The 24,530-nt window shown below is 72.1% G+C and carries 28 protein-coding genes and 2 pseudogenes; 21 read left to right on the top strand and 9 right to left on the bottom strand.

What is annotated here, in order from left to right:
• Nucleotides 1–204: 204 nt before the first annotated feature.
• Nucleotides 205–405 (top strand): annotated as a pseudogene (locus tag ACZ5NH_RS38065) (SRPBCC domain-containing protein); the annotation flags it as partial.
• 120 nt (nucleotides 406–525) lie between these two features.
• Here ACZ5NH_RS38065 and ACZ5NH_RS38070 read toward each other — a convergent pair.
• Both ACZ5NH_RS38070 and ACZ5NH_RS38075 read right to left on the bottom strand, forming a co-directional pair.
• Nucleotides 526–960: an SPW repeat protein gene (locus tag ACZ5NH_RS38070; RefSeq protein ID WP_468781962.1), complete on the bottom strand. Its 435-nt coding sequence runs from the start codon at nucleotides 958–960 to the stop codon at nucleotides 526–528.
• A 90-nt stretch (nucleotides 961–1,050) separates the two neighbouring features.
• Nucleotides 1,051–1,971, bottom strand: a complete 921-nt coding sequence (locus tag ACZ5NH_RS38075) for a LysR family transcriptional regulator (protein ID WP_468781964.1) — start codon at nucleotides 1,969–1,971, stop codon at nucleotides 1,051–1,053.
• A 143-nt stretch (nucleotides 1,972–2,114) separates the two neighbouring features.
• On the opposite strand from ACZ5NH_RS38075, the gene ACZ5NH_RS38080 reads away from it, so the two are divergent.
• From ACZ5NH_RS38080 to ACZ5NH_RS38110, 7 genes are all read left to right on the top strand, one after another.
• On the top strand, nucleotides 2,115–2,192 hold the full coding sequence (locus tag ACZ5NH_RS38080; RefSeq protein WP_350786652.1) for a putative leader peptide: 78 nt from the start codon (nucleotides 2,115–2,117) through the stop codon (nucleotides 2,190–2,192).
• A gap of 134 nt (nucleotides 2,193–2,326) precedes the next feature.
• Nucleotides 2,327–3,448, top strand: coding sequence for a dimethylsulfone monooxygenase SfnG (sfnG, locus tag ACZ5NH_RS38085; RefSeq protein WP_468781966.1), 1,122 nt, complete (start codon nucleotides 2,327–2,329; stop codon nucleotides 3,446–3,448).
• 18 nt (nucleotides 3,449–3,466) lie between these two features.
• Nucleotides 3,467–4,687, top strand: coding sequence for an acyl-CoA dehydrogenase family protein (locus tag ACZ5NH_RS38090; protein WP_468781968.1), 1,221 nt, complete (start codon nucleotides 3,467–3,469; stop codon nucleotides 4,685–4,687).
• Nucleotides 4,688–4,751: 64 nt separating this feature from the next.
• A complete protein-coding gene (gene ssuE, locus ACZ5NH_RS38095) occupies nucleotides 4,752–5,306 on the top strand; it encodes an NADPH-dependent FMN reductase (protein ID WP_468781970.1) in 555 nt (184 codons plus the stop codon).
• Nucleotides 5,307–5,311: 5 nt separating this feature from the next.
• Nucleotides 5,312–6,496 (top strand): SfnB family sulfur acquisition oxidoreductase, encoded by a 1,185-nt coding sequence (locus ACZ5NH_RS38100; RefSeq protein WP_468781972.1) that lies wholly within the window; start codon nucleotides 5,312–5,314, stop codon nucleotides 6,494–6,496.
• A 25-nt stretch (nucleotides 6,497–6,521) separates the two neighbouring features.
• Nucleotides 6,522–7,664, top strand: a complete 1,143-nt coding sequence (locus ACZ5NH_RS38105; protein WP_468781974.1) for an LLM class flavin-dependent oxidoreductase — start codon at nucleotides 6,522–6,524, stop codon at nucleotides 7,662–7,664.
• A 28-nt stretch (nucleotides 7,665–7,692) separates the two neighbouring features.
• Complete coding sequence (locus ACZ5NH_RS38110; protein ID WP_468781976.1) at nucleotides 7,693–8,229, top strand: HXXEE domain-containing protein; 537 nt, start codon at nucleotides 7,693–7,695, stop codon at nucleotides 8,227–8,229.
• Between the two features lie 40 nt (nucleotides 8,230–8,269).
• Here the strand turns inward: ACZ5NH_RS38110 and ACZ5NH_RS38115 are convergent, their stop codons facing one another.
• Nucleotides 8,270–9,307, bottom strand: a complete 1,038-nt coding sequence (locus ACZ5NH_RS38115; protein ID WP_468781978.1) for an acyl-CoA dehydrogenase family protein — start codon at nucleotides 9,305–9,307, stop codon at nucleotides 8,270–8,272.
• Nucleotides 9,308–9,419: 112 nt separating this feature from the next.
• Here ACZ5NH_RS38115 and ACZ5NH_RS38120 point away from each other — a divergent pair, with 112 nt between their 5' ends.
• A complete protein-coding gene (locus ACZ5NH_RS38120; RefSeq protein ID WP_388634247.1) occupies nucleotides 9,420–9,770 on the top strand; it encodes a YciI family protein in 351 nt (116 codons plus the stop codon).
• A gap of 30 nt (nucleotides 9,771–9,800) precedes the next feature.
• On the opposite strand, the gene ACZ5NH_RS38125 is transcribed toward ACZ5NH_RS38120, so the two are convergent.
• Both ACZ5NH_RS38125 and ACZ5NH_RS38130 read right to left on the bottom strand, forming a co-directional pair.
• Nucleotides 9,801–10,790, bottom strand: coding sequence for a metallophosphoesterase family protein (locus ACZ5NH_RS38125; protein ID WP_468781980.1), 990 nt, complete (start codon nucleotides 10,788–10,790; stop codon nucleotides 9,801–9,803).
• Nucleotides 10,787–11,269, bottom strand: a complete 483-nt coding sequence (locus tag ACZ5NH_RS38130; protein ID WP_468781982.1) for a cupredoxin domain-containing protein — start codon at nucleotides 11,267–11,269, stop codon at nucleotides 10,787–10,789. The genes ACZ5NH_RS38125 and ACZ5NH_RS38130 overlap by 4 nt, the downstream gene beginning before the upstream one ends.
• A 156-nt stretch (nucleotides 11,270–11,425) precedes the next feature.
• Here ACZ5NH_RS38130 and ACZ5NH_RS38135 point away from each other — a divergent pair, with 156 nt between their 5' ends.
• The 10 genes from ACZ5NH_RS38135 to ACZ5NH_RS38180 all read left to right on the top strand — a co-directional run bounded on the left by ACZ5NH_RS38135 (nucleotide 11,426) and on the right by ACZ5NH_RS38180 (nucleotide 20,190).
• Nucleotides 11,426–12,043 (top strand): sigma-70 family RNA polymerase sigma factor, encoded by a 618-nt coding sequence (locus ACZ5NH_RS38135; protein ID WP_468781984.1) that lies wholly within the window; start codon nucleotides 11,426–11,428, stop codon nucleotides 12,041–12,043.
• Between the two features lie 25 nt (nucleotides 12,044–12,068).
• On the top strand, nucleotides 12,069–12,857 hold the full coding sequence (locus ACZ5NH_RS38140) for a zf-HC2 domain-containing protein (protein WP_468781986.1): 789 nt from the start codon (nucleotides 12,069–12,071) through the stop codon (nucleotides 12,855–12,857).
• A 127-nt stretch (nucleotides 12,858–12,984) separates the two neighbouring features.
• Nucleotides 12,985–13,413, top strand: a complete 429-nt coding sequence (locus ACZ5NH_RS38145) for an ATP-binding protein (RefSeq protein WP_468781988.1) — start codon at nucleotides 12,985–12,987, stop codon at nucleotides 13,411–13,413.
• A gap of 45 nt (nucleotides 13,414–13,458) precedes the next feature.
• Entirely contained in the window at nucleotides 13,459–14,661 is a 1,203-nt protein-coding gene (locus ACZ5NH_RS38150; protein ID WP_468781990.1) for an RNA polymerase sigma factor, read from the top strand.
• Nucleotides 14,662–14,774: 113 nt separating this feature from the next.
• Nucleotides 14,775–16,097 (top strand): aldehyde dehydrogenase family protein, encoded by a 1,323-nt coding sequence (locus ACZ5NH_RS38155; RefSeq protein ID WP_388634266.1) that lies wholly within the window; start codon nucleotides 14,775–14,777, stop codon nucleotides 16,095–16,097.
• 41 nt (nucleotides 16,098–16,138) lie between these two features.
• Nucleotides 16,139–17,044, top strand: a complete 906-nt coding sequence (locus tag ACZ5NH_RS38160) for an aldo/keto reductase (protein ID WP_451557770.1) — start codon at nucleotides 16,139–16,141, stop codon at nucleotides 17,042–17,044.
• 198 nt (nucleotides 17,045–17,242) lie between these two features.
• Complete coding sequence (locus ACZ5NH_RS38165) at nucleotides 17,243–17,623, top strand: BlaI/MecI/CopY family transcriptional regulator (protein ID WP_388634271.1); 381 nt, start codon at nucleotides 17,243–17,245, stop codon at nucleotides 17,621–17,623.
• The gene (locus tag ACZ5NH_RS38170) at nucleotides 17,620–18,555 is read left to right on the top strand and encodes a M48 family metalloprotease (RefSeq protein ID WP_468781993.1); all 936 of its coding nucleotides are present in this window, start codon (nucleotides 17,620–17,622) and stop codon (nucleotides 18,553–18,555) included. Before ACZ5NH_RS38165 ends, ACZ5NH_RS38170 begins: the two co-directional genes overlap by 4 nt.
• Before the next feature lie 129 nt (nucleotides 18,556–18,684).
• A complete protein-coding gene (locus tag ACZ5NH_RS38175) occupies nucleotides 18,685–19,074 on the top strand; it encodes a VOC family protein (RefSeq protein ID WP_388634276.1) in 390 nt (129 codons plus the stop codon).
• Between the two features lie 36 nt (nucleotides 19,075–19,110).
• Nucleotides 19,111–20,190, top strand: coding sequence for an adenosine deaminase (locus ACZ5NH_RS38180; protein WP_468781995.1), 1,080 nt, complete (start codon nucleotides 19,111–19,113; stop codon nucleotides 20,188–20,190).
• Here the strand turns inward: ACZ5NH_RS38180 and ACZ5NH_RS38185 are convergent.
• The 3 genes and pseudogenes from ACZ5NH_RS38185 to ACZ5NH_RS38195 all read right to left on the bottom strand — a co-directional run bounded on the left by ACZ5NH_RS38185 (nucleotide 20,172) and on the right by ACZ5NH_RS38195 (nucleotide 22,017).
• Nucleotides 20,172–20,687 carry a mycothiol transferase gene (locus ACZ5NH_RS38185; protein WP_388634280.1) on the bottom strand — a complete coding sequence of 172 codons (516 nt, stop codon included), beginning with the start codon at nucleotides 20,685–20,687 and terminating at the stop codon, nucleotides 20,172–20,174. The genes ACZ5NH_RS38180 and ACZ5NH_RS38185 overlap by 19 nt on opposite strands.
• 28 nt (nucleotides 20,688–20,715) lie before the next feature.
• Nucleotides 20,716–20,868, bottom strand: a pseudogene (locus ACZ5NH_RS38190) (carotenoid oxygenase family protein); the annotation flags it as partial.
• Nucleotides 20,869–21,090: 222 nt separating this feature from the next.
• Nucleotides 21,091–22,017, bottom strand: coding sequence for a LysR family transcriptional regulator (locus tag ACZ5NH_RS38195; RefSeq protein ID WP_388634283.1), 927 nt, complete (start codon nucleotides 22,015–22,017; stop codon nucleotides 21,091–21,093).
• Between the two features lie 111 nt (nucleotides 22,018–22,128).
• Between ACZ5NH_RS38195 and mgrA the strand changes: the two genes are divergently transcribed.
• A complete protein-coding gene (mgrA, locus tag ACZ5NH_RS38200) occupies nucleotides 22,129–23,121 on the top strand; it encodes an L-glyceraldehyde 3-phosphate reductase (protein WP_468781998.1) in 993 nt (330 codons plus the stop codon).
• A 255-nt stretch (nucleotides 23,122–23,376) separates the two neighbouring features.
• Here mgrA and ACZ5NH_RS38205 read toward each other — a convergent pair whose 3' ends face one another.
• On the bottom strand, nucleotides 23,377–23,760 hold the full coding sequence (locus ACZ5NH_RS38205) for a nuclear transport factor 2 family protein (RefSeq protein ID WP_468782000.1): 384 nt from the start codon (nucleotides 23,758–23,760) through the stop codon (nucleotides 23,377–23,379).
• Between the two features lie 322 nt (nucleotides 23,761–24,082).
• Here ACZ5NH_RS38205 and ACZ5NH_RS38210 point away from each other — a divergent pair, with 322 nt between their 5' ends.
• A complete protein-coding gene (locus tag ACZ5NH_RS38210; protein ID WP_388634290.1) occupies nucleotides 24,083–24,493 on the top strand; it encodes a hypothetical protein in 411 nt (136 codons plus the stop codon).
• Nucleotides 24,494–24,530 lie beyond the last annotated feature (37 nt).

Genomic DNA, 24,530 nt, shown 5'->3' on the forward strand with positions numbered 1-24,530 from the left:
GGGGGTAGGGGGGGGGGGGGGGGTTTGGGTGGGATGTCCCCCCCCACGCCCTTTTTTCTTTTAGACACAAAAAACCCCCCCCCCCCCCCCCCCCCCCTCTCCTCCCTCCCCCCCTCCCCCCCCCCCCCCCCCCCCCACCACACGATGCGCTGACCTGGCACCGATCGGTGCGTATGCCGGTGCGTCGGCTCTACGGGCAGGCAGCTGCACCACCTCGACCCCGTACCGCTCCATGAGCCGAGGAAGCAGGTCTGGGAGGCGCTGACCGACGCCGACCTCACGGTCGCCTACTGGGGTCACCGCAACGAGTCCGACCGGCGGCCCGGCTCCCGCTGGGCGCACGTGCGCACCGACGGCTCGGGCATCGAGGACGTGGCCGGCAAGGTGGTGGAGAGCGAGCCGCCCACCCGGCTGGAGCCCTGGCTGGTGCCGGGACGCCGAGCGGACGGGGAGGGAGGCCGGCCCGCCCTGCGGACCGGCCTCCCTGCCACCGGTTCTCTTTCGTGTCCTTTCCCCGCGTCTCCCTTACGGCCTGGGGGTGCTCCGCGCCGCCGTACCGGCACAGACCAGGCCGAGTACGAGCGCCACTGCGCCGATGATGACGTTGTTGATGATCACTCCCTTGTCCGGGCCGCTGCCCACGATCCAGGGAGCGATGATCAGCCAGATGCCCATGGCGCACATGGCCCAGCTGAGGCCGTACATCCGCTCGGGGGCCCGGGTGAATCCCAGTGCCAGCAGACCTATCGCGATGCCCATGATCAGGTTGTGGGTCATCAGCGCGGGCTGGCTCGTCGTGTAGTGCACTATCCACGGCGATGCGGCGCAGTAGAGCCCGAGCAGGAAGACCGGGCCGTCCACGAGTGCCACATCACGACCACCGAGCATGCGGGCGTAGCGTTCCCGCATTTCGGAGACATCGGGGTGAGTCGACAGATCACCCCTGTGCAGGTTGGCCATGACTCGTCTCCTTTGACCGTGCAGGCCAGACTGCGTCTGGTGCGCTGTGCGGTTACCACCGCATACACCCAGTTTGCTCTTACTTTTTCTTTATGTGTAGGTCTCTGCCGCCTCCGTCAGTTCCCGCGCCCGGCGCACGAACGCCGCGTGCAGGTCGCGGGCCGCCCGCGGCACCGACTCCGCGCGCCGGCGCTGCAGCATCAGCAGCACCCGGGTGGTGTCGTCGGCGATCGGCCGGCAGGTGATCGTGCCGGACCGCTCCAGCGGATCCCCGACGACGCTGAAGTCCGGCAGCACCGTCGCCCCGAGCCCCTCGGCGACCATCAGCTTGCCCATCTCCGCCCCGTCGGTGGAGTACGAGAACGCCGGCGTACGACCGGACAGCAGCCGGTGCACATACCGGTGCATCACGTACCCGGTCCGCATCGCGATCAGCGGCACGCCGCGCAGGTCCTCCGCGCCGACCGCCCGGAGCCGGGCTAGCGGGCTGTCCGGACGCAGGCACACCACCGGGCGGCCGCGCAGCAGCTCCGTGGACTCCATGCCGGCGGGCACGTCGTCGCCGTCCAGGTGATTGACCAGCCCGAGGTCGAACCCGCCCTCGGCGAGCCCGCGCCGGATGTCCGTCTGCTGCGCGCCCACCACCTCCACCTGGGTGACCGGGTGTGCCGACCGGAACTCCCGCAGCACGGGAATCAGCAGCGGCACGGTCGCCGCGTTGACCGTGCCGACGCGCACCATGCGGCTGATGCGGTGCTGCTCGCCGGCCGCCGCCCGCAGCCGGTCCACCGCCTCCAGCACGTTCACGATGTGCGGCAGCAGCTCCCGGCCGGCCGCGCTCATCGTGGCCCCCGACCGTTTCCGCTCGAGCAGGTCGACGCCGAGTTCGCGTTCCAGATTGCGCACGGTCTCGCTCAGGGCGGGCTGGGACAGGCGCAGTTCGTCGGCCGCCCGGCGCAGTGAGCCGAGCCGGGTCACGGCCGCTATGTATTCCAGCTGTTCGGTCCGCACCGTCGCACAATGCGTGCTCGCACAGGCCCGGTTCAAGGGTTTTCCTGTCACACCTTCGTGAAATTCAATGGTCCGCGATACGAGACCGGTCGGGTTTTCCTTGACGGTCCTGACCGGCGGCTGCCACGATCGACGGCATGATGATGCGACTGGACCTCACGCGGCGACGCCATGTCGACCTCGCGCGCGTCTCCAGCGCCTCCTGTTGCGCCGCGGCCTGATCACCCGACTCCTCCCGTCGATCCGCCGCTCTCCGCTGCCCCTCCGGCACCGCCCGAATTCCCGGCCTTTCCCGCGCCCGGAATTCCGCATGCCCGGAAAACGTCACCGAGCAATTGCGCACCAGGAGTTCCGCATGCCCGCAGCGCCCGTGAAATTCGCCTACTGGGTCCCCAACGTCAGCGGGGGACTCGTCACCAGCACGATCGAACAACGCACCGACTGGGGATACGAATACAACCGCGAACTCGCCGTCCTCGCCGAGAACAACGGGTTCGAGTACGCCCTCAGCCAGGTCCGCTACATGGCCAGCTACGGCGCCGAGTACCAGCACGAGTCGACCAGCTTCAGCCTCGCCCTGCTGCTCGCCACCCAGCGCCTGAAGGTCATCGCCGCCGTCCACCCCGGACTGTGGCACCCCGGTGTCCTCGCCAAACTCGGCGCCACCGCCGACCACCTGTCGGGCGGCCGTTTCGCCGTCAACGTCGTGTCCGGCTGGTTCAAGGGCGAGTTCACCGCGCTTGGCGAACCCTGGCTGGAGCACGACGAACGCTACCGCCGCTCCGAGGAGTTCATCACCGCCCTGCGCAGGATCTGGACCGAGGACCACGCCGAACTCGCCGGTGACTTCTACCGGTTGCGGGACTTCTCCCTCAAGCCCAAGCCCCTCGCCGCACCCGGACGGCCGCACCCGGAGATCTTCCAGGGCGGCAACTCCACCGCCGCCCGTCGGATGGCCGGCCGGGTCTCCGACTGGTACTTCTCCAACGGCAAGGACTTCGACGGCGTCGTCGAGCAGATCGCGGACGTCCGCGCGGCCGCCGCCGAAGCGGGCCGCACGGCACCGAGGTTCGGCCTCAACGGCTTCCTCATCGCCCGGGACACCGAGGCCGAGGCCCGCGAGACGCTGCGCGAGATCGTCGCCAAGGCCGACACCGAGGCGGTGGAGGGGTTCGGCGCCGCCGTGAAGCAGGCGGGGCAGTCCACGGCCGACAACAAGGGCATGTGGCAGGACTCCGCCTTCGAGGACCTGGTCCAGTACAACGACGGCTTCCGCACCGGGCTCATCGGCACCCCGGAGCAGATCGCCGAACGCGTCGTCGCCTACAAGAAGCTCGGCGTCGACCTGCTCCTGCTCGGCTTCCTGCACTACCACGAGGAGGTCGAGTACTTCGGCAAGCGCGTGCTGCCCCTCGTACGGGAGCTGGAGGCCCGACTCCCCGACAGCGAGCCCGAGTCCGTCCCGGCCCACGCCTGACACCGGAGGTCACTCAGTATGAGCAGCACCGCCACGCCCACCGACTGGTCCACCCGCCCCACCCCCGCCACCGCCCAGGACTGGATCGCCCGCGCCACCGAGGTGGCCGCCGTCCTCGCCACCGACGCCGCCGCCCGGGACAGGGCCGGTGCCACCCCGCACGCCGAGGTCCGGCTGCTGAAGGACTCCGGACTCGTCACCCTGCTCGGTCCCGTCGAGCACGGCGGCGCGGGCCAGGACTGGCCGACGGCCTACCGGGTCGTCCGGGAGATCGCCAAGGCCGACGGCTCGATCGGACAGCTCCTCGGCTACCACTACCTGTGGTTCTGGGCCGCCCGTCTGGTCGGCACCCGCGAGCAGTGGGAGCAGGTGGAGGCCGAGGCCTCCCGCGGCCGCTGGTTCTTCGGCGGCGCCGTCAACCCGCGCGACAAGGACGTGACCGTCACCGAGGACGGCGACGACCTGGTCTTCACCGGACGCAAGTCCTTCTCCACCGGCAGCAGGGTCTCCGACGTCACCGTCCTGGAAGGCGTCTTCGAGGGCACCGACCGGCACGTCTTCGCCATCGTGCCCTCCGACTCCGCGGGCCTGACCTTCCACGACGACTGGGACAACATCGGCCAGCGGCTCACCGAGAGCGGCAGCGTCACCCTCGACGGCGTCCGCACCCCGTGGTCCTCCGCCGCCGGATACGTGGACAAGGAGTTCCGGCCCCGGGTCTACAACACCCTCAACGTCCCCACCATCCAGCTCGTCTTCGCGAGCTTCTACCTCGGCATCGCGGCCGGCGCGCTTCGGACGGCGGCCACCTACACCCGTACCAGGTCCCGCTCCTGGCTGCACGGCGGCCATGAGCGCGCGGTCGACGAGCCGTACGTCATCGACACCTACGGCGACCTCACCGCCAAGCTCTGGGCCGTGGAGGCGTTCGCCGACGCGGTCGCCGCCGAGGGGCAGAGGCTGCACGACGATCCTGACGCGGTGACCACGCAGGCGCGCGGCGAGTTCGAGGTAAGGGTGGCCGCGGTGAAGGCACGCGCCACCGAGGTCGCGCTGGAGATCACCAGCCGCATCTTCGAGGTGACCGGCGCCCGCTCCACCGCCACCGCCGAGGGCCTCGACCGCTTCTGGCGCAACGTGCGCACGCACACCCTGCACGACCCCGTCGCCTACAAGCGCCGCGAGGTCGGCCGCTGGGTCCTCGAAGGCGAACTGCCCGAACCCACCTGGTACTCCTGACCGATCTCCTCCCGGGCGCCCGTCCCCGTACGGGCGCCCGGCGCACCCCAGAAACGAGGCACCCATGGCCACCGTCCTGTCCGTCTCCGGCAGCCCCTCCGCCTCCTCGCGCACCGGCCGCCTGCTGCGCCATCTCGATCAGCGGCTGACCGCCCAGGGCCACGAGGTGATCCAGCTGGACGTCCGCACCATCCCGGCCGAGGCCCTGCTCGGCGCCGACTTCCGGCACCCGGCCATCGCCCGGGCCACCGAGCTGTTCGCCCGCGCCGACGGCGTCCTGATCGGCACACCCATCTACAAGGCGTCGTACTCCGGGGTTCTCAAGGCGCTGCTCGACCTGCTCCCGCAGTACGCGCTCACCGGCAAGACCGTGCTGCCGCTGGCCACCGGTGGCTCCACCGCCCATGTCCTCGCCATCGACTACGCGCTGCGCCCGGTGCTGAACTCCATGGGTGCCGCCCACATCGTTCAGGGCTGGTTCACCCTCGACAAGGACATCACGGTGCACGAGGACGGCTCGGTGACCGTCGCCCCGGCCACCGACGAGGCGCTGGGGCAGGTGGTGGACCAGTTCTCCGCCGCCCTCGACCGCACCCCGGTGCTGGTGGCGGCGAGCTGACCGTCATGACCGCACATGTCATCGCCGACGACGCCGAGGCGCTCGCCGTCGCCGAGGCCCTGGCTGCCGGGTTCCGCGCCGGGGCCGCCGAGCGGGACGCACAGCGGCGGCTGCCCCGGGCCGAGGTGGACCGGCTGTCCGCCTCCGGGCTGCTCGCCGTGACCGTGCCCGCCGAGCACGGCGGCGCCGACGTACGGGCCGTGACCCTGGCGGAGGTCTTCCGGCTGCTCGGCTCGGCCGACGGCAGCCTCGCCCAGATCCCGCAGAGTCACTTCGTCTACGTCAATGTGATCCGCCGTCAGGGAACCGTGGAGCAGCGGAAGTTCTTCTTCGCCGAGCTGCTGGCCGGGCGCCGCTTCGGCAACGCGCAGTCCGAGGCCGGCACCCGGCACGTCCAGGACATCCGTACCCGCCTGGAGCCGCGCCCCGACGGGTCGTACCTGCTGACCGGCGTCAAGCACTACTGCACCGGAGCGCTGTTCGCCGACTGGATTCCGGTGCTGGCCCGCGCCGAGGACGACAACCTGCACGTCGCGTACGTCCCCCGGGACGCCCCCGGCGTGAGCGTGGTCGACGACTGGGACGGCATGGGCCAGCGGACGACGGCCAGCGGCACCGTCCGCCTGGACGCGGTCTCCGTGCCCGCCGACCGCGTCCTGCCGCACCACCTCACCTTCGAAGGACCCCAACTACACGGGGCCGTCGCCCAGTTGCTGCACGCGGCCATCGACACCGGCATCGCCGGGGGAGCGCTCGCCCAGGCGGCGGAGTTCGTCCGCACCAGGAGCCGGCCCTGGTTCGAGAGCGGGAGCGAGACCGCCGCCGAGGACCCGCTCCTGATCCAGCGCTTCGGCGAACTCGCCCTTCAGGTGCGGGCGGCCGAGGCACTGCTGAAGGAGGCCGCCCGCACGGTCGACGCGGCCCGCGACCGCCTCACCGACGACTCGGCGGCCGAGGCGTCCATCGCGGTGGCCGCCGCCAAGGTGCGGGCGGCCGAGGCCGCGGTGGAGGTGGCGAGCGCCCTGTTCGAGGTGGCCGGCACCCGCTCGGCCCTGAACTCCCTCAACCTGCACAGGCACTGGAGGGACGCCCGCACCCACACCCTGCACGACCCGGCCCGCTGGAAGGTCCAGCACATCGGCCGGTACGTGCTCAGCGGAACCCGGCCGCCCCGGCACGGTCTGCTCTGACGGACACTCGCGAACGGAGACCCACGTGTCCCTCACCTTCCACTGGTTCCTGCCCACCAACGGCGACAGCCGCCATGTCGTCGGCGGCGGCCACGGCACCCCGGCCACCGCCTCCGGCCGGGACCGGCCCCCGACGGTCGCCTACCTGAGCCAGATCGCCCGGGCCGCCGAGGACCTCGGCTTCACCGGCGCGCTCACCCCGACCGGCGCCTGGTGCGAGGACGCGTGGCTGACCACGGCCATGGTCAGCCAGAACTCCGAGCGGCTGAAGTTCCTCGTCGCCTTCCGGCCCGGCTTCGTCTCGCCGACACTCGCCGCGCAGATGGCGTCCACCTTCCAGCGGCAGACCGGCGGACGGCTGCTGCTGAACGTGGTCACCGGTGGTGAGAGCCACGAGCAGCGGGCCTACGGCGACTTCCTCGACAAGGACGCCCGCTACCGTCGTACCGGAGAATTCCTGCACGTCGTGCGGGAGCTGTGGGACGGCAAGAGCGTCGACCTGCACGGGGAGCACCTGCGGGTCGAGGACGCCAGGCTGAGCCGGGTGCCCGATCCGGTGCCGGAGGTGTACTTCGGTGGCTCCTCGCCGGCCGCGGGCGAGGTCGCCGCCCGGTACGCCGACGTGTACCTGACCTGGGGAGAGCCGCCCGCCCAGGTCGCCGAGAAGATCGCCTGGATCCGCACGCTGGCCGCGGCACACGGCCGGACCCTCCGCTTCGGCATCCGGCTGCACGTCATCACCCGCGACAGCTCGGCGCAGGCCTGGGCGGAGGCCGACCGGCTGCTCGACGGCTTCGACCCGGAGACGGTCCAGGCCGTACAGGCGGGGCTCGCGCGCAGCGAGTCGGAGGGCCAGCAGCGCATGCTCGCCCTGCACGGCGGCAGCCGGGCGGGCCTGGAGATCCATCCCAACCTGTGGGCCGGGATCGGCCTGGTGCGCGGCGGCGCGGGCACCGCGCTGGTGGGCAGTCACGAGGAGGTCGCCGAGCGGATCGAGGAGTACCGCGCCCTGGGGATCGAGGAGTTCGTGCTGTCCGGCTACCCGCACCTGGAGGAGGCGTACTGGTTCGGTGAGGGGGTGCTGCCCCGGCTCGCCGCTCGGGGCCTGTGGACGCATCCCGACGGTCACGCGCCCGCTCCCTCGGCCCAGGTGCCGTTCGCGGGCTGACCGACCGGCCCTGGCAGACTGCCCGTTCATGACACGAGAACCGAACGAGGTCACCGGGGCCGTCACCTGGGGTCTGCTGGTCGCATGGGCCGTGCACGACACCGAGGAAGTGGTCATGGTGCCGCGGTGGGTGCGCACCCAGGTGCCGGAGCTGCGCAAGAGGTTCCCCGGGGTGCCGGAGTCCGTGTGGCGGCGGCTGGAGGCCGTGGACGCGCGGGAGTTCGGCACCGCGGTCGGCGCGATGGCGGTGGTGCTGGCCGCCGCGTGTGCCGACGGCCACCGGACCGGGGGCCGGTCCGCCGTCTACCAGATCGCGCTCAACGCCTTCGGCCTGCACGGTCTGGTCCATCTGGCCCAGGCGGCGGCGATGCGCGGCTACACCCCGGGCTCCGCGACCACGCCCCTCGTGGTGCTCCCGTTCACCCTGTGGGCCCGCGGCCGGCTCCGCCGCTCCGGCGCCCTGCGCCCCACCCGCGCACGGCAGCTCGCCGAGGGCCTCGCCTTCGCGGCGGCGGCCACGGTCGTCACCCACGCAGTGGCCCAGGGCGTGCTGCGCCGGCGGTGACGGCAGTACTTCCGGCCGGCGGTGATGCCGAAGCCCCGGCTCAGGCACCGCCCAGCGCCCGCAGATGCGCCGACCGCGTCTCCGCCGTCTGCCCCTGCACCAGCAGGAACAACGCCTCCCGGGCGAGGCGCTGGGCTCGGCTCGTCAGGGCCATCGACCGGCCGCCCCCGGCGACCACCGCCGCCGTAGTCGCCGTACGCAGCACCTCGTACGCCTCCGCGCGCACCGCCAGCCGCTCCGCGACCCGCTCCAGCGGCGCCGGATGGTCGGCCAGGGCGTAGGCGCGCCGGCGCACGTCGGCCAGGCGAGCGCGCAGCGGCGCGGCCGTGTCCTCGTCCGGCAGGCAGAGAGCGGCCTCCGCGACGCCGAAGACGGCGGGGTTGGCGTTCAGCGTTCTGGCCCGGTCCCCGGGCGCCCACCGCTCGTACGGCGTACGGAGGGCCACCGCCTCTTCCGGCAACCACAGGCCGGCCAGCTCCAGGGAGACCGTGCGCGAGGCGGTGAGCGCCGCCAGACGCATCGGCTCCGAGGCCCGCAGCCCCGGCTGGTCGCGGGCTTCGGCGAACGCGAACAGCACCTCGCCCGCCTCGGTCGCCCCGGCGAGCAGCATCACGTCGTTCAGGCCCCACCCGGTGTACCAGGGCACGGTTCCGTCGAACCGCCAGCCGTCGCCCTCCCGGCGGACCCGCACCGGCACGCGCGGGTACGACCGCAGATGCGCGTACGCCACCCCGGACAGCAGCTCCCCACGCGCCAGCGGTCCCAGCAACCGCTCGCGCACGGGCAGGTCGCTCTGGGCCAAGGTCTGCACGGGTGTGTGGTGCTGGGTCTGCACGAACCAGGTCGCACAGCACGCCCCGGACAGGATCTCCGCGATCCGGCGGACCACGTCCGGCGGCGCGCCTGAGCCGCCGTACCCGACCGGAGCGCCCGCTCCGAGCAGCCCCGACCGTTTCACCGCCTCGATGTGGCTCGCGGGCACGCCTTCCCGGTCGACCCGCTCGGCCTCGGGAATCAGCAGGTCCGAGGCGAGCCGGTGGGCGCGGTCGAGGAGCGGATGCGCGGTGGAGGCTGTCATACGGAAGATTCTTTCGAAGATTTCTTCCGGCGCCGTGTCGATCGGGAGGCGGGCCGTTCGTGTAGGAGGTGACACAGACCCGAGAGACCCTTGAGTCACCGAGGAGGACGTCATGAAGCACTACCTGCTCAGCGTGGTCCAGCCGGCCGGCGGGACCCCGCCGGCCACCGAGGCCCTCGCCGAGATCATGCGCAACGTCGAGGCCTTCAACGACGAGTTGCGCGCCGCCGGGGCCTGGGTCTTCGCCGGCGGCCTGCACGGCCCGGAGACCGCCACCATGCTGCGCCCCAAGGACGGCGAGGTGCTCATCACCGACGGCCCCTATGCCGAGGGCAAGGAGTACCTGGGCGGCCTCTGCCTGATCAGGGCCGCCGATCTCGACGAGGCGCTGGAGTGGGGCCGCAAGGCCGCCCTCGCGACCACGCTGCCCATCGAGGTACGGCCCTTCGTCGACCAGCACTAGCCTCTGACCGGAACACCTCGGGAGGCTGGTTCATGCCAGCCTCTCGTCCTTGATCGCCAGCTGCCGGTCTCCCCGCCGGTAGCCCACGGTGCGGATGCCGAGCGCGTCCTTCAGCTGTCGGGCGGGCACGACCTCGGGAGCGGGGGCGGGTGCCTGCCCCGGCTTGGGCAGCGGGTAGGCGGTGGTGGTGGCGGAGTGGAAGGTGATGTTGCCCTCCGTCTTGGTGAACAGCTGATGGACGTGCCCATTGAGACAGGTGACCGAGGAGAAGCGGCGCAGCAGCGAGATCACCTTCAACGCGTCGTCCGTGCTCCAGCCCCACCGGGGGTACATGGCGAACAGCGGGATGTGGCTGAAGACCACGACGGGGGTGTCCGACGGCAGACCCGCGAGGTCCTTGCGGATGAAATCGATCTGCTCGGTGCCGAGGTGACCCAGCTTCTCCAGCCTCAAGGTGTTCACCAGGGCGACGAAGTGCACACCGTGGGTGTCGAAGCTGTACCAGCCGTCGCCGAGCGTGCCCTTGCCGAAGGCCTGCCGGTAGGCACGGCCCGCGTCGCCGATGGAGTCGTGCTCGCCCGGCACGGTGAAGACACGATCCGTCCGCAGCCCGGCCAGCATCTGCCTGACCTGGTCGAACTGTCCCGCCGTGGACAGGTGGGTCAGGTCGCCGCTGTGCATGACGAAGTCGGGCCTGTACCCGAGCCCGTTGACCCGATGGATCGCTTCGGTGAACGAGCCGACCACGTCCGTGTTGGCCGGGCCCTGGAAGCCGATGTGGCTGTCGGAGACCTGCACGAACCGCAGTGCACCGGTCGGTGCCGCGGCGGCCCGGGCGGTGGTGTCCCCGGAGTCGGCGACATGGCTGATCACCTCCCCACCGGCCACGGTGAGCACCACGGCGCCGCCGAACCATCCGGCGTGCCGCATGAGTTGACGCCGTGTCATGCCGTGTTCGGAAGGGGTTTCTTCGGCGCCGCCGACCGGTGCCGCGCTCGGCTGGTCGTCGTATGCGGTCATGAGGTCACCTCCACGGTGCCGGTCATGAACGGATGGATGGTGCAGAGGTAGGCGTAGGCGCCGGGCTTGGTGAACGTGTGGGTGTAGGTGCCGTGCTGGGCGAGGGAGGACGAGTGCAGCGGGCCGCCCGAGCCGGCGCTCGTGACGGTGTGGGTGTCGGTGTCCTGATTGGTCCAGGTCACCGTCGTGCCCGCCCTGACCTTGAGCGTGGCCGGGGAGAACGCGAAGTTCTTGATCGTCACGGTGTTCGCGGACACCGGTGTGGCGGCCGTACCGCTGCTCGGAGAGGACATGGGCATGGTCATGCCGGGTGTGCCGGCCAGTTGATGCTGACCCGGGCCGGGCGTGAAGGAGCCGGGGTCCGAGGCGCGGGGCGAGTGACCGCACGCGCTCAGGAGCCCCAGTACACCCGCGGTGGCGACGGCCAGCCCGGCCGCACTGCGCGATCGGCGGCCCACAGGGCGGAAGTTGACGTACATGATGTGTATTCCCCACTGATCAGGTGATGCCGTGTGTGACGGCTCATGCCTGGTTTCACGGACGGTGGTGTCGCGTGGTTCGGTCGGTACGCATCTTTTTCGCGCTTATCGCTGTTTCCCGGTAGTAACTGGGCATGGCACGACAAATACGCGGATATGCGTGATGATCGGCCTATGTCATGGCGTGCCCGAAAACGTGGTGAAGCGGCCGATCCGAATCACTCCGGGCGCCGTGTCTCGGGTAACGGGACCATTTCGACCACGGACGAGGAACTGCTCCGGGCTCTGTATGCCGAGCACGCAGGCCCTCTGTTCCACTACGTGCTGCGACTGACGTCAGGAGACCGGCAGTGGGCCGAGGATGTCGTGCAGGAGACCCTGCTGCGGGCATGGCAGCACCCCGCCGCGTTCGACCCGGCACGCGGCCCGGCCCGCGCCTGGCTGTGCACGGTCGCCCGGCACCTGGTCATCGACGCGCACCGGGCCCGGCAGGCGAGGCCGGTGGAGGTGGGCGGCGAGGCCCTGGAGCGGGCCGCGCAGACGGCGGGCGAGGACCGGATCGAGCAGGCGTTGCAGAGCTGGGCCGTGGCCGACGCCCTCCGGACGCTGTCCGCGGACCACCGCGCCGTACTGCTGGAGACGTACTACCGGGGCCGGACCGTGGCGGAGGCGGCGCGGGTGCTGGGCATCCCGCCGGGCACCGTCAAGTCTCGCACGTACTACGCCCTGCACGCCCTGAAGCTGGCACTGCGGGAACGGGGCATCGAGCCATGACCACGGCATGGAGGAGGTGCCGGCCATGAACGCGGACCACGAGGCCCTCCGGCTGGCGCTCGGAGCATACGTCCTGGGCACGCTGGCCCCGGCGGAGGCGGAACGGGTGCGTGCGCACCTCGCTGAATGCGACGAGTGCCGGGCGGAACACGCCGAGCTGGCCGGACTTCCGGCGCTGCTCGCGACGGTCACCGCGGCGGAGGCCGAGGGCCGGCCCGTGCCCGTCGGCGACGAGGACCCCGCCGATCGGCTGGTGCGGCGGGCGGCGGAGGGCGCCGGGGACTCACTCCAGCCGCCGCCCGGCGCAACGGCGCCTCGGGCCCCCGAGGCGGGACTGCTCGACCGGATGCTCCAGCAGGCCGCCGCCGGGCGCCGCAGGACCCGGCGGCGGCAACTGGCCGGTGCGGTCGCGTCGCTGACGCTGGTCGCCGGGGCCGCGGTCGGCGGCACCTGGCTGGCGATCGGCGGAACCGTGACCGGTCAGGCGACACGACCCGCACCGGTCACCCCGGCACCGTCGCGCGTCTTCTTTGGAAGCGATCCCGGCACCGGCGTCACCGCGTCGGTGCGGGTCTCCCCCTCGGCGTGGGGCAGTGTGCTGCAGATCTCCGCCCATGGGGCACCCGCGGGCATCACCTGCCGGTTGCAGGCGGTCGGGCCCGGGGGAACCAGGTCGGAGGCCGCCACCTGGCGTGCGGGGACGTACCCGCCCGGCACCACCGTACCCGGGGCGGTCCCCCTGTCCCCGGCGGCCATCGAGCACTTCGAGATCGTCGCGGGCAACGGTCAGAAGCTGGTCACGATCCGGGCGTGAGCCGATCCGGGGATGAGTCAAAGAAGTTGGACAAAAAGGGCGAACGGCTCGAACCATATGCGCTCGTCGTCCGTAGAACTGAATGAGTGCTCACATTCGGGTTCCTACGCAGAAGAGCCGGAAGACCATGTTTGTGACCGATTCTGCCCGTGCCGGCTCACCCCCCGCACGGTCCTGCCGCCACCAGGCGACGCTCACGCTGCCCGCTCAGGAGGCGCATGTCCCCGCTGCCCGTCATCTCGCGGCGGAGCTGCTTGAATGCTGGTGCGTGCCCGAGAGCGACCGCGACTCCGCCGTCCTCATCGTCGACGAACTCGCCGCCAACGCTGCCCAGTACGGCCGCGAACGCATGACGCTGCTGCTCGCCCTCGACGGCGGCACCCTGCACATCGTGGTCAGTGACTCCGGAACGGCGGTCGAGCGCGTCCGCCACGACATGGCCCCGGACGAGCACGGCCGCGGCACCGGCATCGTCGACTCCCTCGCCCAGTCGACCGAGGTTCACCAGACGCGCGGTGGCCGAGAAGTCCGCGCCTGTCTGCGCTGTTCGGCATGATCGAGCCCGTACGCTTCGGACGATCGCAGAAGGGCACGGGCGCCCATGGCGGACACCGTCGATGTCGAGGCCGTCTTCCGCGCCGAGTACGGGCGCGCGGTCTCCGTCCTCGTCCGCTTCCTCGGCGACATCGACCTCGCCGAGGAAGCGGTGCAGGACGCCTTCACCACCGCCGTACGGACCTGGCCGGAGTCCGGTGTGCCGCCGAGCCCGGCCGGCTGGATCATCACCACCGCGCGCAACCGGGCCATCGACCGGCTCCGCCGCGAGTCCTCCCGGGACGCCCGGCACGCCGAGTCCGCCCGGCTGTACGCGCCCGACGCGCCGGCCGAGGAGGGCCCCGTGCGGGACGACCGGCTCCGCCTGATCTTCACCTGCTGCCACCCCGCGCTCGCCCTCCAGGCCCGGGTCGCCCTCACCCTGCGCCTGCTCGGCGGCCTGAGCACCGGCCAGATCGCCCGCGCCTTCCTGGTGCCGGAGCCGACCCTGGCCCAGCGGCTGGTAAGGGCCAAGGCCAAGATCCGGGACGCGGGCATCCCGTACCGCGTGCCCAGCGACGCCGATCTGCCCGAACGGCTCGGCGGCGTCCTCGCCGTCGTCTACCTGATCTTCAACGAGGGCTACACCGGCGACCCGGCCCTGGGCGCGGAGGCGCTCCGGCTCGGCCGGCTGCTCGCCGCGCTGATGCCGGAAGAGCCCGAGGTGACCGGCCTGCTCGCGCTGATGCTGCTGACCGAGTCCCGGCGGCCGGCCCGGCAGGGCGCGGACGGCGTCCTCGTCCCGCTGCCCGAGCAGGACCGCACACTGTGGGACCGCGAGCTGATCGCCGAGGGCCAGGACCTGGTCCGGCACTGCCTGCGCCGCGGCAGGCCCGGGCCGTACCAGATCCAGGCCGCGATCAACGCCGTGCACAGCGACGCGCCCACCGCCGAGGCCACCGACTGGGACCAGATCCTGCGCCTGTACGACCAGCTCATGGCCGTGGCACCGTCCCCGGTCGTCGCCCTGAACCGTGCGGTCGCCGTGGCCGAGGCCGAGGGGCCGGCCAGGGCGCTCGGCCTCGTCGACTCCCTCGACCTCGGCCGGTATCACGTGCTGCACGCCGTCCGTGCCGACCTGCTGCGCCGCCTGGGCCGCACCGACGAGGCCGCCGCGGAGTACGGCCTGGCCGTCGAACTGGCCGGCAGCGAGGCCGAGCGGGGCTACCTGGAGCGGCGCCGCCGGGAGACGCACCCCGACGCGAGGTGACCCGCGTCACCATGACCCGCCGGAATGAACTTGAGGACCTGAAAGGTTGGCAAATACACCCAACGACCCAGGCCCGGGCCGCACCGCCCGTGCACCACCAGCGAGGCACACCTGTGAACCGTCCCGCCATCGAGCAGCCCGCCGACATCGTGGCCCGGCTGCGCGCCACCTTCGCCACCGGCCGCACCAAGCCCGTCGAGTGGCGCACCGGCCGGCTGCGCCGACTGCGCGCGATGCTCACCGAGCGCGGCGCCGACCTCGCCGCCGCCCTCCGCGCCGACCTCGGCAAGAGCAGCACCGAGGCCTACCGCACCGAGATCGACTTCACCATCCGCGAGATCGACCACACCTTGGAGCACCTGGCGGACTGGCTGCGCCCGGAGCCGGCGCCCGTCCCGGCCCACCTCGGCGCCGACGCGACGGCCTGGACGCAGTACGACCCCCTCGGCGTCGTCCTCGTCATCGCCCCCTGGAACTACCCGGCGCAGCTGCTGCTCGCCCCCATGGTGGGCGCCCTGGCCTCCGGCAACGCGGTCGTCGCCAAGCCGAGCGAGCTGGCCCCGGCCACCTCGGCCGCCCTCGCCGAGCTGATCCCGGCCTACCTGGGCACCGACGCGGTCGCCGTGGTCGAGGGCGGGGTCCCGGAGACCACGGCGCTGCTGGCCGAGCGCTTCGACCACATCTTCTACACCGGCAACGGCGCCGTCGGCCGGATCGTGCTGCGCGCCGCCGCCGAGCACCTCACCCCGGTCACCCTCGAACTGGGCGGCAAGTCCCCGGTGTTCGTGGACCGCGGCACCGACCTGGACGTGGTCGCGGACCGGCTGGCCCGCGGCAAGTTCCTCAACGCCGGCCAGACCTGTGTCGCGCCGGACTACGTCCTGACCGACCCGGAGACGGCCGCCGCTCTTGAGGCCGCGCTGGCGCGCGCGGTGGAGGCGCTGTTCGGCGCCGACCCGGCCGAGTCGCCGGAGTACGGCCGGATCGTCAACGAACGGCACTTCGACCGGCTCTCCGGCCTGCTCGGCTCCGGGCGGATCGCGGTCGGCGGCGAGAGCGACCGCATGGCGAAGTACATCGCGCCGACCGTCCTCGCGGACGTCGACCCCGCGTCGCCCGTCATGCAGGAGGAGATCTTCGGCCCGATCCTGCCCCTCGTCACCGTGTCCGGCCTGGACGAGGCGATCGCCTTCATCAACGACCGGGACAAGCCGCTCGCCCTCTACGTCTTCAGCGAGTCCGAGCGGACCCGCGCGCGCATCGCCGCCGAGACCTCCTCCGGCGGCCTCGGTCACGGCCTTCCCCTCGCCCATCTCACCGTCTCCGACCTGCCGTTCGGCGGGGTGGGGGAGAGCGGCACGGGCAGCTACCACGGACGCTACTCCATCGAGACGTTCAGCCACCGCAAGGCGGTCCTGCACAAGCCGCTGGGCTGAATTCCCTTGCACGGCGGGCCGGATGTGCGAAACTCCGCCGAATGACCGTTCAAACGATCACCGCGGACGCCTCCGGCACCTTCCAACTCGGTGACCTGCCCGTCCACCGCATCGGCTTCGGAGCCATGCGGCTGACGGGCAGCGCCGCGTTCCACCTCGGCACGCCCAGCGACCGCGCCCGCTCGATCGCCGTGCTGCGCCGGGCCGTCGAACTGGGCGTGAACCACATCGACACGGCAGCCTTCTACTTCTCCGCCACCCGCTCGGCCAACGAACTGATCAACACCGCCCTCGCCCCGTACCCCGAGGACCTGGTCATCACCACCAAGGTCGGCCCCTTCCGCGACTACCACGGCGAGTGGGGCGACCCGGCGCGCCCCGACCAGCTGCGCGGCCATGTGGAGGAGAACCTGCGCCAGCTCGGGCGCGACCACCTCGACGTCGTCAACTTCCGTCGGCAGGAGCAGGATTCGATCGCCGAGCACTTCGGCGCGCTCGCCGAACTGCGCGAGGCCGGCCTGATACGCCACCTGGGCATCTCGGGTGTCGGGCCGCGCCACCTCGCCGAGGCACTGGAGATCGCCCCGGTGGTGTGCGTGCAGAACCGGTACGCCCTGGACCGGCCCGATCCACTCGACGACGAGATGCTGCGCCTGTGCGGCGAACACGGCATCGCGTTCGTCCCCTTCTTCGCCGTCGCGGGCCAGGCCGGACCGCGGGCGGCGGCCGACACCCATGACGACACCGTGCGCGACATCGCCCGCGCCCACGGAGTGAGCCCCGCGCAGCTCCGCATCGCCTGGACCCTGCACCAGGGTCCCCATGTCCTCGCCATACCCGGCACCGGCAACCCGGACCACGTCGCCGAGAACGTCGCGGCGGGCGCGCTGCGCCTCACAGCGGACGAACTGGCCCGGCTCGACGCCCTGCACACCCCGGCGAGCTGACACTCCCGGCCGCAACCCGGGGCCTTCTCCTGGAAGGCGGCCCGCCGGGCCCCGGGTCCTCTGTCGCCCGGACGGCCGCCCCGTACGATCGGCGCTCCCATAATGGGTGCGGGGGCACAGCCGTACGAAGACTCGATTGACTACCATCGTGTAGACGGTCGCCCGGGCCGCACACGAAGACGGGGTGAGGGACGTTCCATGACCGAGGCGAAGGACGAGCGCCGGCCGGCCGGCGAGCTGGAGGCGAGCGTCATGGCCGCACTCTGGGCCGCGGGCGGACCGCAGACGCCCGGCCAGGTCCAGCGGAGCCTCGGCGCGGACCTGGCCCGTACGACGGTGACCACGATCCTCACCCGCCTGTACGAGAAGGGCGTCGTCGAGCGGCACCGCCAGGGTCGCGGCTACGCCTACCTCCCGGTCCGGGACGTCCAGGACGCCCACGGTCTCACCGCCCGCCGGATGCACAGCGAACTCGACCGGGACAGCGACCGCCAGACCGTCCTCGCCCGCTTCGTCGCCCAGCTCAGCCCCGACGACGAACGGATCCTGCGGGACCTGCTCGAACCCGACGAACGATGACCGCGCTCCTGCTGCTGCCCCTGCTGCTGCCGTTCGCCCTGCCGGCCCTGGCCCGCCGGGCCCTGGACCGGCTGGCCCCGGCCGCCGCGCTGTGGGCCGTCACCGGCTGTGCGGTGGTGCTCGCCGGCTGCTCGCTGGCCGCGCTCGGCTCGTTCGTGCTCATCGGGCTGCTCAAGGTCCCGCTCTTCGCCGCGCTCGGCGAGCTGATACACCCGCTGCGCACCGCCTCCGACCTCGTCGTGCTGCCGGCCGCCGCGACCTCCGTCGGCGCGCTCGCCGTCTGCGGCTGGACCCTCGTGCGCTCGGTGCTGCACCAGACCCGCGCCTTCCGTGCGGCCCGCACGGAGGCCGGGCACGGCCCCTCGGCGGGCGATCTGTGCGTGGTGGACTCGCCGCGCCCCGACGCCTACGCGCTGCCCGGCCGCCCGCACCGCATCGTCGTCACCACCGCGATGCTGCGCAGCCTGGACGGCCCCGAGCGGGAGGCGCTGTTCGCACACGAACGGGCGCACAACGACGGCCACCACCACTACTTCCTGGCCGCCGCGGAACTGGCCGCGCACTGTCATCCGGCGCTCCGCCCGGTCCGCGGGACCATCCGCCTCGCCGCCGAGCGCGCCGCCGACGAGGCCGCCGCCGCGAGTGTCGGCGACCGGCGCCTGACCGCCCGGGCCATCGCCCGCGCGGCCCTCGCCGGACAGGCGGCCGGCTCAGCCCACTCGGAGCGTCCCGACTTCGCGCCCGCCGCTACCACCGGCCCCGTCCCGCAGCGCGTCCAGGCCCTGCTGGCCGCACCTCTGGTGCCCCGGGCCGGCCGTGCGATCGCCGCCCTGCTCATCGCCTGCACGGCCGTCTCCTGTGCCGCCTCGGTCGCCGGCATGGCCGACTTCCACCACCGGGTGGAGATCGCCCAGGGCGACGAACGGCCCTGACGCGCCACACCCGAGAACGGCCGCGGCAACCTTTCGGCAACCCTGGCGCAACGCGCGTAGACGAGGACTGGCGCCAGCGAGGTTTTACGTATAACCTCACCCGCTAACCACCTCCACCGGAAGGTCCCGATGCGACGCGTCGCCCTGGTCACCCTCGTCGTCGACGACTACGACGAGGCCATTCGCTTCTACACCGAGGCCCTCGGCTTCCGGCTCGCCGAGGACGCCCCGCGCCCCGACGGCTCCCGCTGGGTCGTCGTGGAGCCGGGCGGCGCCGGCACCGGGCTGCTGCTGGCCCGCGCCAAGGGCGAGGCCCAGCGGGCGCGCGTCGGCGACCAGACCGGCGGACGCGTCGGGTTCTTCCTGCACACCGACGACTTCGCCCGCGACCACGCCCGGATGACCGCGGCCGGCGTGACCTTCCTGGAGGAGCCGCGGCACGAGCCCTACGGCACCGTCGCCGTCTTCCAGGACCTGTACGGCAACCGCTGGGACCTGCTCCAGCCCGCCACCCACTGATCAGCACCGCACCACCTGCCGAGGAACGAAAACGCCATGACCGCGCCCCGCATCGACACCGAGACCCTCCGCCGGCTCCCCAAGGCCGTGCTGCACGACCACCTCGACGGCGGCCTGCGCCCCGCCACCGTCGTCGAACTCGCGGCGGAGATCGGTCACACCCTGCCCACCACCGACCCCGACGAGCTGGCCGCCTGGTACTTCGAGGCCGCCAACTCCGGCGACCTGGTCCGCTACATAGCCACCTTCGAGCACACCCTCGCCGTCATGCAGACCCGCGAGGGCCTGCTGCGCACCGCCGAGGAGTACGTGCTGGACCTCGCCGCCGACGGTGTCGTCTACGCCGAGGTGCGCTACGCCCCCGAGCTGAACACCCAGGGCGGGCTGTCGATGCGCGAGGTCGTGGAGACCGTGCAGGAGGGCCTCGCCGCCGGTATGGCCAAGGCGGCCGCCGCCGGCACCCCCGTACGCGTCGGCACCCTGCTGTGCGGCATGCGGATGTTCGACCGGGTCCGCGACGCCGCCGACCTGGCCGTGGCCTACCGCGACGCCGGTGTCGTCGGCTTCGACATCGCCGGCGCCGAGGACGGCTTCCCGCCCGCCGACCACCTCGCGGCCTTCGAGCACCTGCGCCGCGAGAGCGTGCCCTTCACCATCCACGCCGGCGAGGCGCACGGCCTGCCCAGCATCCACCAGGCCCTGCAGGTGTGCGGCGCCCAGCGCATCGGCCACGGCGTGCGCCTCACCGAGGACATCCCCGACCTCGCGGCCGGCAAGCTCGGCCGGCTCGCCTCCTGGGTGCGCGACCGTCGGATCGCCCTGGAGATGTGCCCCACCTCCAACCTGCAGACCGGCTGCGCCACCTCGATCGCCGAGCACCCGATCACGGCCCTGAAGGACCTCGGCTTCCGGGTCACCCTCAACACCGACAACCGACTGGTGTCGGGCACGACGATGACCCGGGAGATGTCCCTGCTGGTCGAGGAGGCCGGCTGGACCGTCGAGGACCTGCGCACGGTCACGGTGAACGCCCTCAAGAGCGCCTTCATCCCGTTCGACGAGCGCACGGCCCTCATCGAGGACGTGGTCCTGCCGGGTTACGCGGCCGCGCTCTGAACGAGCCCCCTGAGGTAGGCGGCCTGTCCGATGTGCTGAAGGTCGTCGGACAGGACGCTCATCAGGCGGACACCCAGGCTGACCGGGGGATCCCAGCGCTCGTCCACGATCCGTTCCAGATCCTTGGCGGCGAGGCCGCGCAGCGCGCCGAGGGTCTGCTCGTGCACCGCGTCGTAGTACCCGGTGAGCAGGTCGGCGGACTCGACCCGCACCTTCGCGACCTTGGCCGGGCTGTGCCCGTACCCGGTGTCGTGGCGGGGCAGGTCGAGGCCGAAGCGCTTCTCCCAGTCCTGGGAGAGCCACACCTGGTCGAGGTCGAAGGCGTCGGCGATGTGGTCGTCCTGCACCCGGGTCAGATGCCAGACGAGCCAGGCGACGGAGTTGGCGTCGGGCGCCGGGCGGTGGTGCAGCGCGTCCGGTCCGAGGCCGTCGAGGACGGCATGGACTTCTTCCTGGATGCGGCCGTAGCCGTCGATGAGGATGTCCTTTGCATGCATACCGTCCACCATCCCAAACAGCGGGCGTTCACGCGTCCGGAATCCAGCTTCCGTGGAAGCCGAGCGGCACCCGGCCGGGCAGGTGCACGCGGGCCACGGGATCGCCGGTGAAGTCCTGAGCGGCGAGGATCACCAGGTCGGCGGCTCCGCGGTCCGGGTTGTGGACGTACGCGATCGCGTATATGGGGCAAACGCCCCTTCCGGAAAAGGACAGTGACGACCCGTCATCCCTCCTGCGGGATGTGCCGCCGCCCGGCCCGCGCCGAGACCGGTGAGTGCGCCCGCCGCCGCGAGTCCGGCCGTCCCGCGCAGCACGGTCCGCCGGGTGTGTTCCGCCATGACATGTCCTCCTGACCGTCGTCGTGGCCGACGGTCCCGAGTCTGCGGTGGCGGGCGGCCGTGATCAGGAGGGCTGGGACCCCTCCTGGGGTGGTGCCAGGCCCCCTGTTCCGCCGCCGGTCTCCAGCAGCGTGACGAGCGCCCGGGCGGCGGGACTGGTGGCACGGTCCGGCGGCAGCAGCGCCACGGTCTCGTACTCCGTCTCGCCCGTGCCCTTCAGCGGCAGCGCGGTGAGCGAGGGCCGCTTGTGCCGGAAGTGCCGGGGTACGACCGCGATCCCCAGGTTCTCGTCCACCAGGTCCAGCAGGCTGTGCACGTCGTTGACCTCCAGCGCGACCGTGCGCCGGACGCCGGCCGCGGCGAACGCGGCGTCGGTGCTGCGGCGCGGGCCCCAGTCCGGGTGGAAGTCCACGAAGACCTCACCGGTCAGGTCCTCGGGGGTCAGCACCGCGCCGGCCGAGGCCAGCCGGTGGCCGGGATGGCACAGCACGGTCATCGGCTCGCTCGTCAGTGACACCGAACGCAGCTGGTCGCTGTCCGCCTGGGTGCGGTAGGCGAAGGCCAGGTCGAGCCGGCCGGCCGCCACTTCCTCGGCCAGCGCGCCCGAGCCGGCCTGCCGCAGCCGGATCTCCACGTCCGGATGCCGGCCCCGGAACGCGGCCAGCAGCCGTGCCACCTGCACCCCGGCGATGCACTGCTCGGTGCCCAGCGCCAGCGTGCCGCGCAGCACGCCCTGCACCGCCGCGACCGCCTCGTGCGCCGCACGGACCTGCGCCAGGATCCGTTCGGCCTCCACCAGCAGCGCCCGCCCCGCCTCGGTGAGCGTCACCCGCCTGGTGGTACGCACGAACAGCGGCGCCCGCAGCTCCCGCTCCAGCGCCCGGATGGACGCCGACAACCCCGACTGGGACACCATCAGGCGTTCGGCGGCCCGGGTGAAATGCTGGTCCTCGGCGACGGCGACGAAGTGCTGGAGATGGCGCAGTTCCATGATTGAGAAGCCTAGCCGCTGAATTCCATCGGATTCTTCTGTTGGACCGCTGCCCGCGCCCCGGGGAAGAGTAGAGCCGGTAGATCGTGTGCCAACCCCTCTGGAGTCGCGTTGTACACCGCACACCCCGACCGTTACGCCGACATGCCCTACCGGCGCACCGGACACAGCGGGCTGAAGCTCCCCGCGCTGTCCCTCGGCCTGTGGCACAACTTCGGCCCGGACCGGCCCGCCGAGACCCAGCGGGCCATCCTGCGCCGTGCCTTCGACCTGGGCGTCACCCACTTCGACCTCGCCAACAACTACGGCCCGCCGCCCGGCGCCGCCGAGTCCGCGCTCGGCGAGGCCCTGAAGGCCGACTTCGGGCCGTACCGCGACGAGCTGATCATCTCCACCAAGGCCGGTTATCTGATGTGGCCCGGCCCGTACGGCGAATGGGGTTCGCGCAAATACCTGCTGTCCTCGCTCGACCAGAGCCTGAAGCGCATGGGCCTGGACCACGTCGACATCTTCTACTCGCACCGCCCCGACCCGGACACGCCGCTGGAGGAGACGATGGGTGCCCTGCACTCGGCGGTGCAGCAGGGCAAGGCGCTGTACGTCGGCGTCTCCAACTACTCGCCGGAGCAGACCCGCGAGGCCGCCCGCATCCTCGCCGACCTCGGCACCCCCCTGCTCATCCATCAGCCGCGCTACTCGATGCTCGACCGCCGGCCCGAGCAGCAGGACCTCCTCACCACCCTGGACGAGCTGCGGATCGGCTCCATCGCCTACTCCCCGCTGGAGCAGGGCCTGCTCACCGGCCGCTACCTCGACGGCATCCCGGAGGACTCGCGGGCCGCGAGCGACAGTCCCTTCCTGAACTCGGACGCGGTCACCGAGGACCTCGTGGCCCGCCTGCGCTCACTCGACGAGGTCGCCAAGTCCCGCGGCCAGAGCCTGGCCCAGCTGGCCCTGGCCTGGGTGCTGCGCGGCGGCCGGGTCACCTCCGCGCTGGTCGGCGCAAGCAGCCCGCAGCAGCTCGAGGACAGCGTCGGCACCATCCGCAACCTGGACTTCGACGCCGAGGAACTGGAAAGGATCGACGCGATCGTGCAGGGCTGAGCTCCCCCCGTTTCGGGGCCCATCGACCTCAGCCGGGGGAGCGGGGATCTGCTGCGGTACTGCCTCAGCGAGGCCGACGGGCTGCCGCCCGGCCGGCTGCCGGCGCCGGCGGACGAGCGCCTGGCCCCGGCCCCGAGAGCGCCCTCGGCGACCTTCGAGCACTGTGGGTGCCGAGCGCGGCCGGACCGCATGGGTCCGGCCGCCGCTTAGCGGGCGGACCGTCGTGCGCGGCGGACTCACCGCGGCCAGGCGGTGTCAGGCACCGGCCGGCACCCGGTCCAGAAAGCCCAGTACCTGCCGGATCCGGCCCTCGTCGTCCAGCGTGACGACGTCGAACCCGGCCACCGGCGCCGAGCCGTCGGCCTCGTTCACCAGCTCCCAGCCGAAGCGCGCCGTGTCGTGGTGTCCGTCCACCGTACCGAGCGGGCGGAAGACGAACCCGGGGAACTGCTCCTGCGCCGCGGCGATCACGGCCGCGATGCCCTCGTGGCCGCGGACGTCGGCGAGGGGGTCGGTGTAGCCGCCGTCGGTGGTCCACGCGGCGGCGACCGCTTTCGTCAGCGCCTCCGGCTCGGTGGCGTTCCAGGCCTCGAAGTAACGGGCGGCGGCGCTCTCGTAACGGTCGGTGTTCACGGACATGGTGCATCAGCCTCCATCGAGGTCGCATCTGCTGGTTAGTGCTGGTCAAAGCCGGATCCGGGGCTTCGCCGATCCGGTGTGACCACCATGCCGGAGCACCGAGGGACGGGTCGATTACCTGCCTGGTAATGCCCGCGCGAACGCGCCGGTGCGTTCCGGCCAGAACCGGCGGTGAATATGCCAGCAGACTGGCCGGAAAGTCATGGTGACAGTGTTTCGGGAGTGGCGATACTCGAACGTCAGGGGCACTTCACCGCACAGGAGCCGCACGGAGAGCGAGGCCGGTTCGGGCGCAACCAGCGAGGCGACGGGGGAGTGAGACGTGCACGACGAATTCCTGTGCCATGTCACGGCGTACGGCATGTGCGACGGTCGGCGCATCGGGGTACCGCTCGGCACCTATCGCGCGCCCACGCTGGCCCTGGCCCTGTGGTGGCTGCGCGACCGCGCGTCCTGGATCGCCGAGCGCCTGGACCCGAGCCCGGAGGACCCCGCCTTCCCGGTGGGCGCGCTGGTGCCGGTCGCGGACACGGTGGCGGACGTGCCCGCGCTGCTGCGCGCCTGGTGCGCCGACGGCGTCCGGCAGGAGCTGGTGGCCGACGAGCTGGCCGGCGGACGGCTGGTGCGGATCGCCGCCAGCGACGACACCACCGAGTACGAACTGCTCGCCGAGTCCGTCGACGCGCTGCGCATGCAGCGCACCCTGCCGGCGCTCGTCGTACCCGTCGCCTGACACGTGTCCGTCGCGGTGCCGCGCCTCGACTCCAGGC

Source organism: Streptomyces sp. NPDC031426 (assembly GCF_055581585.1).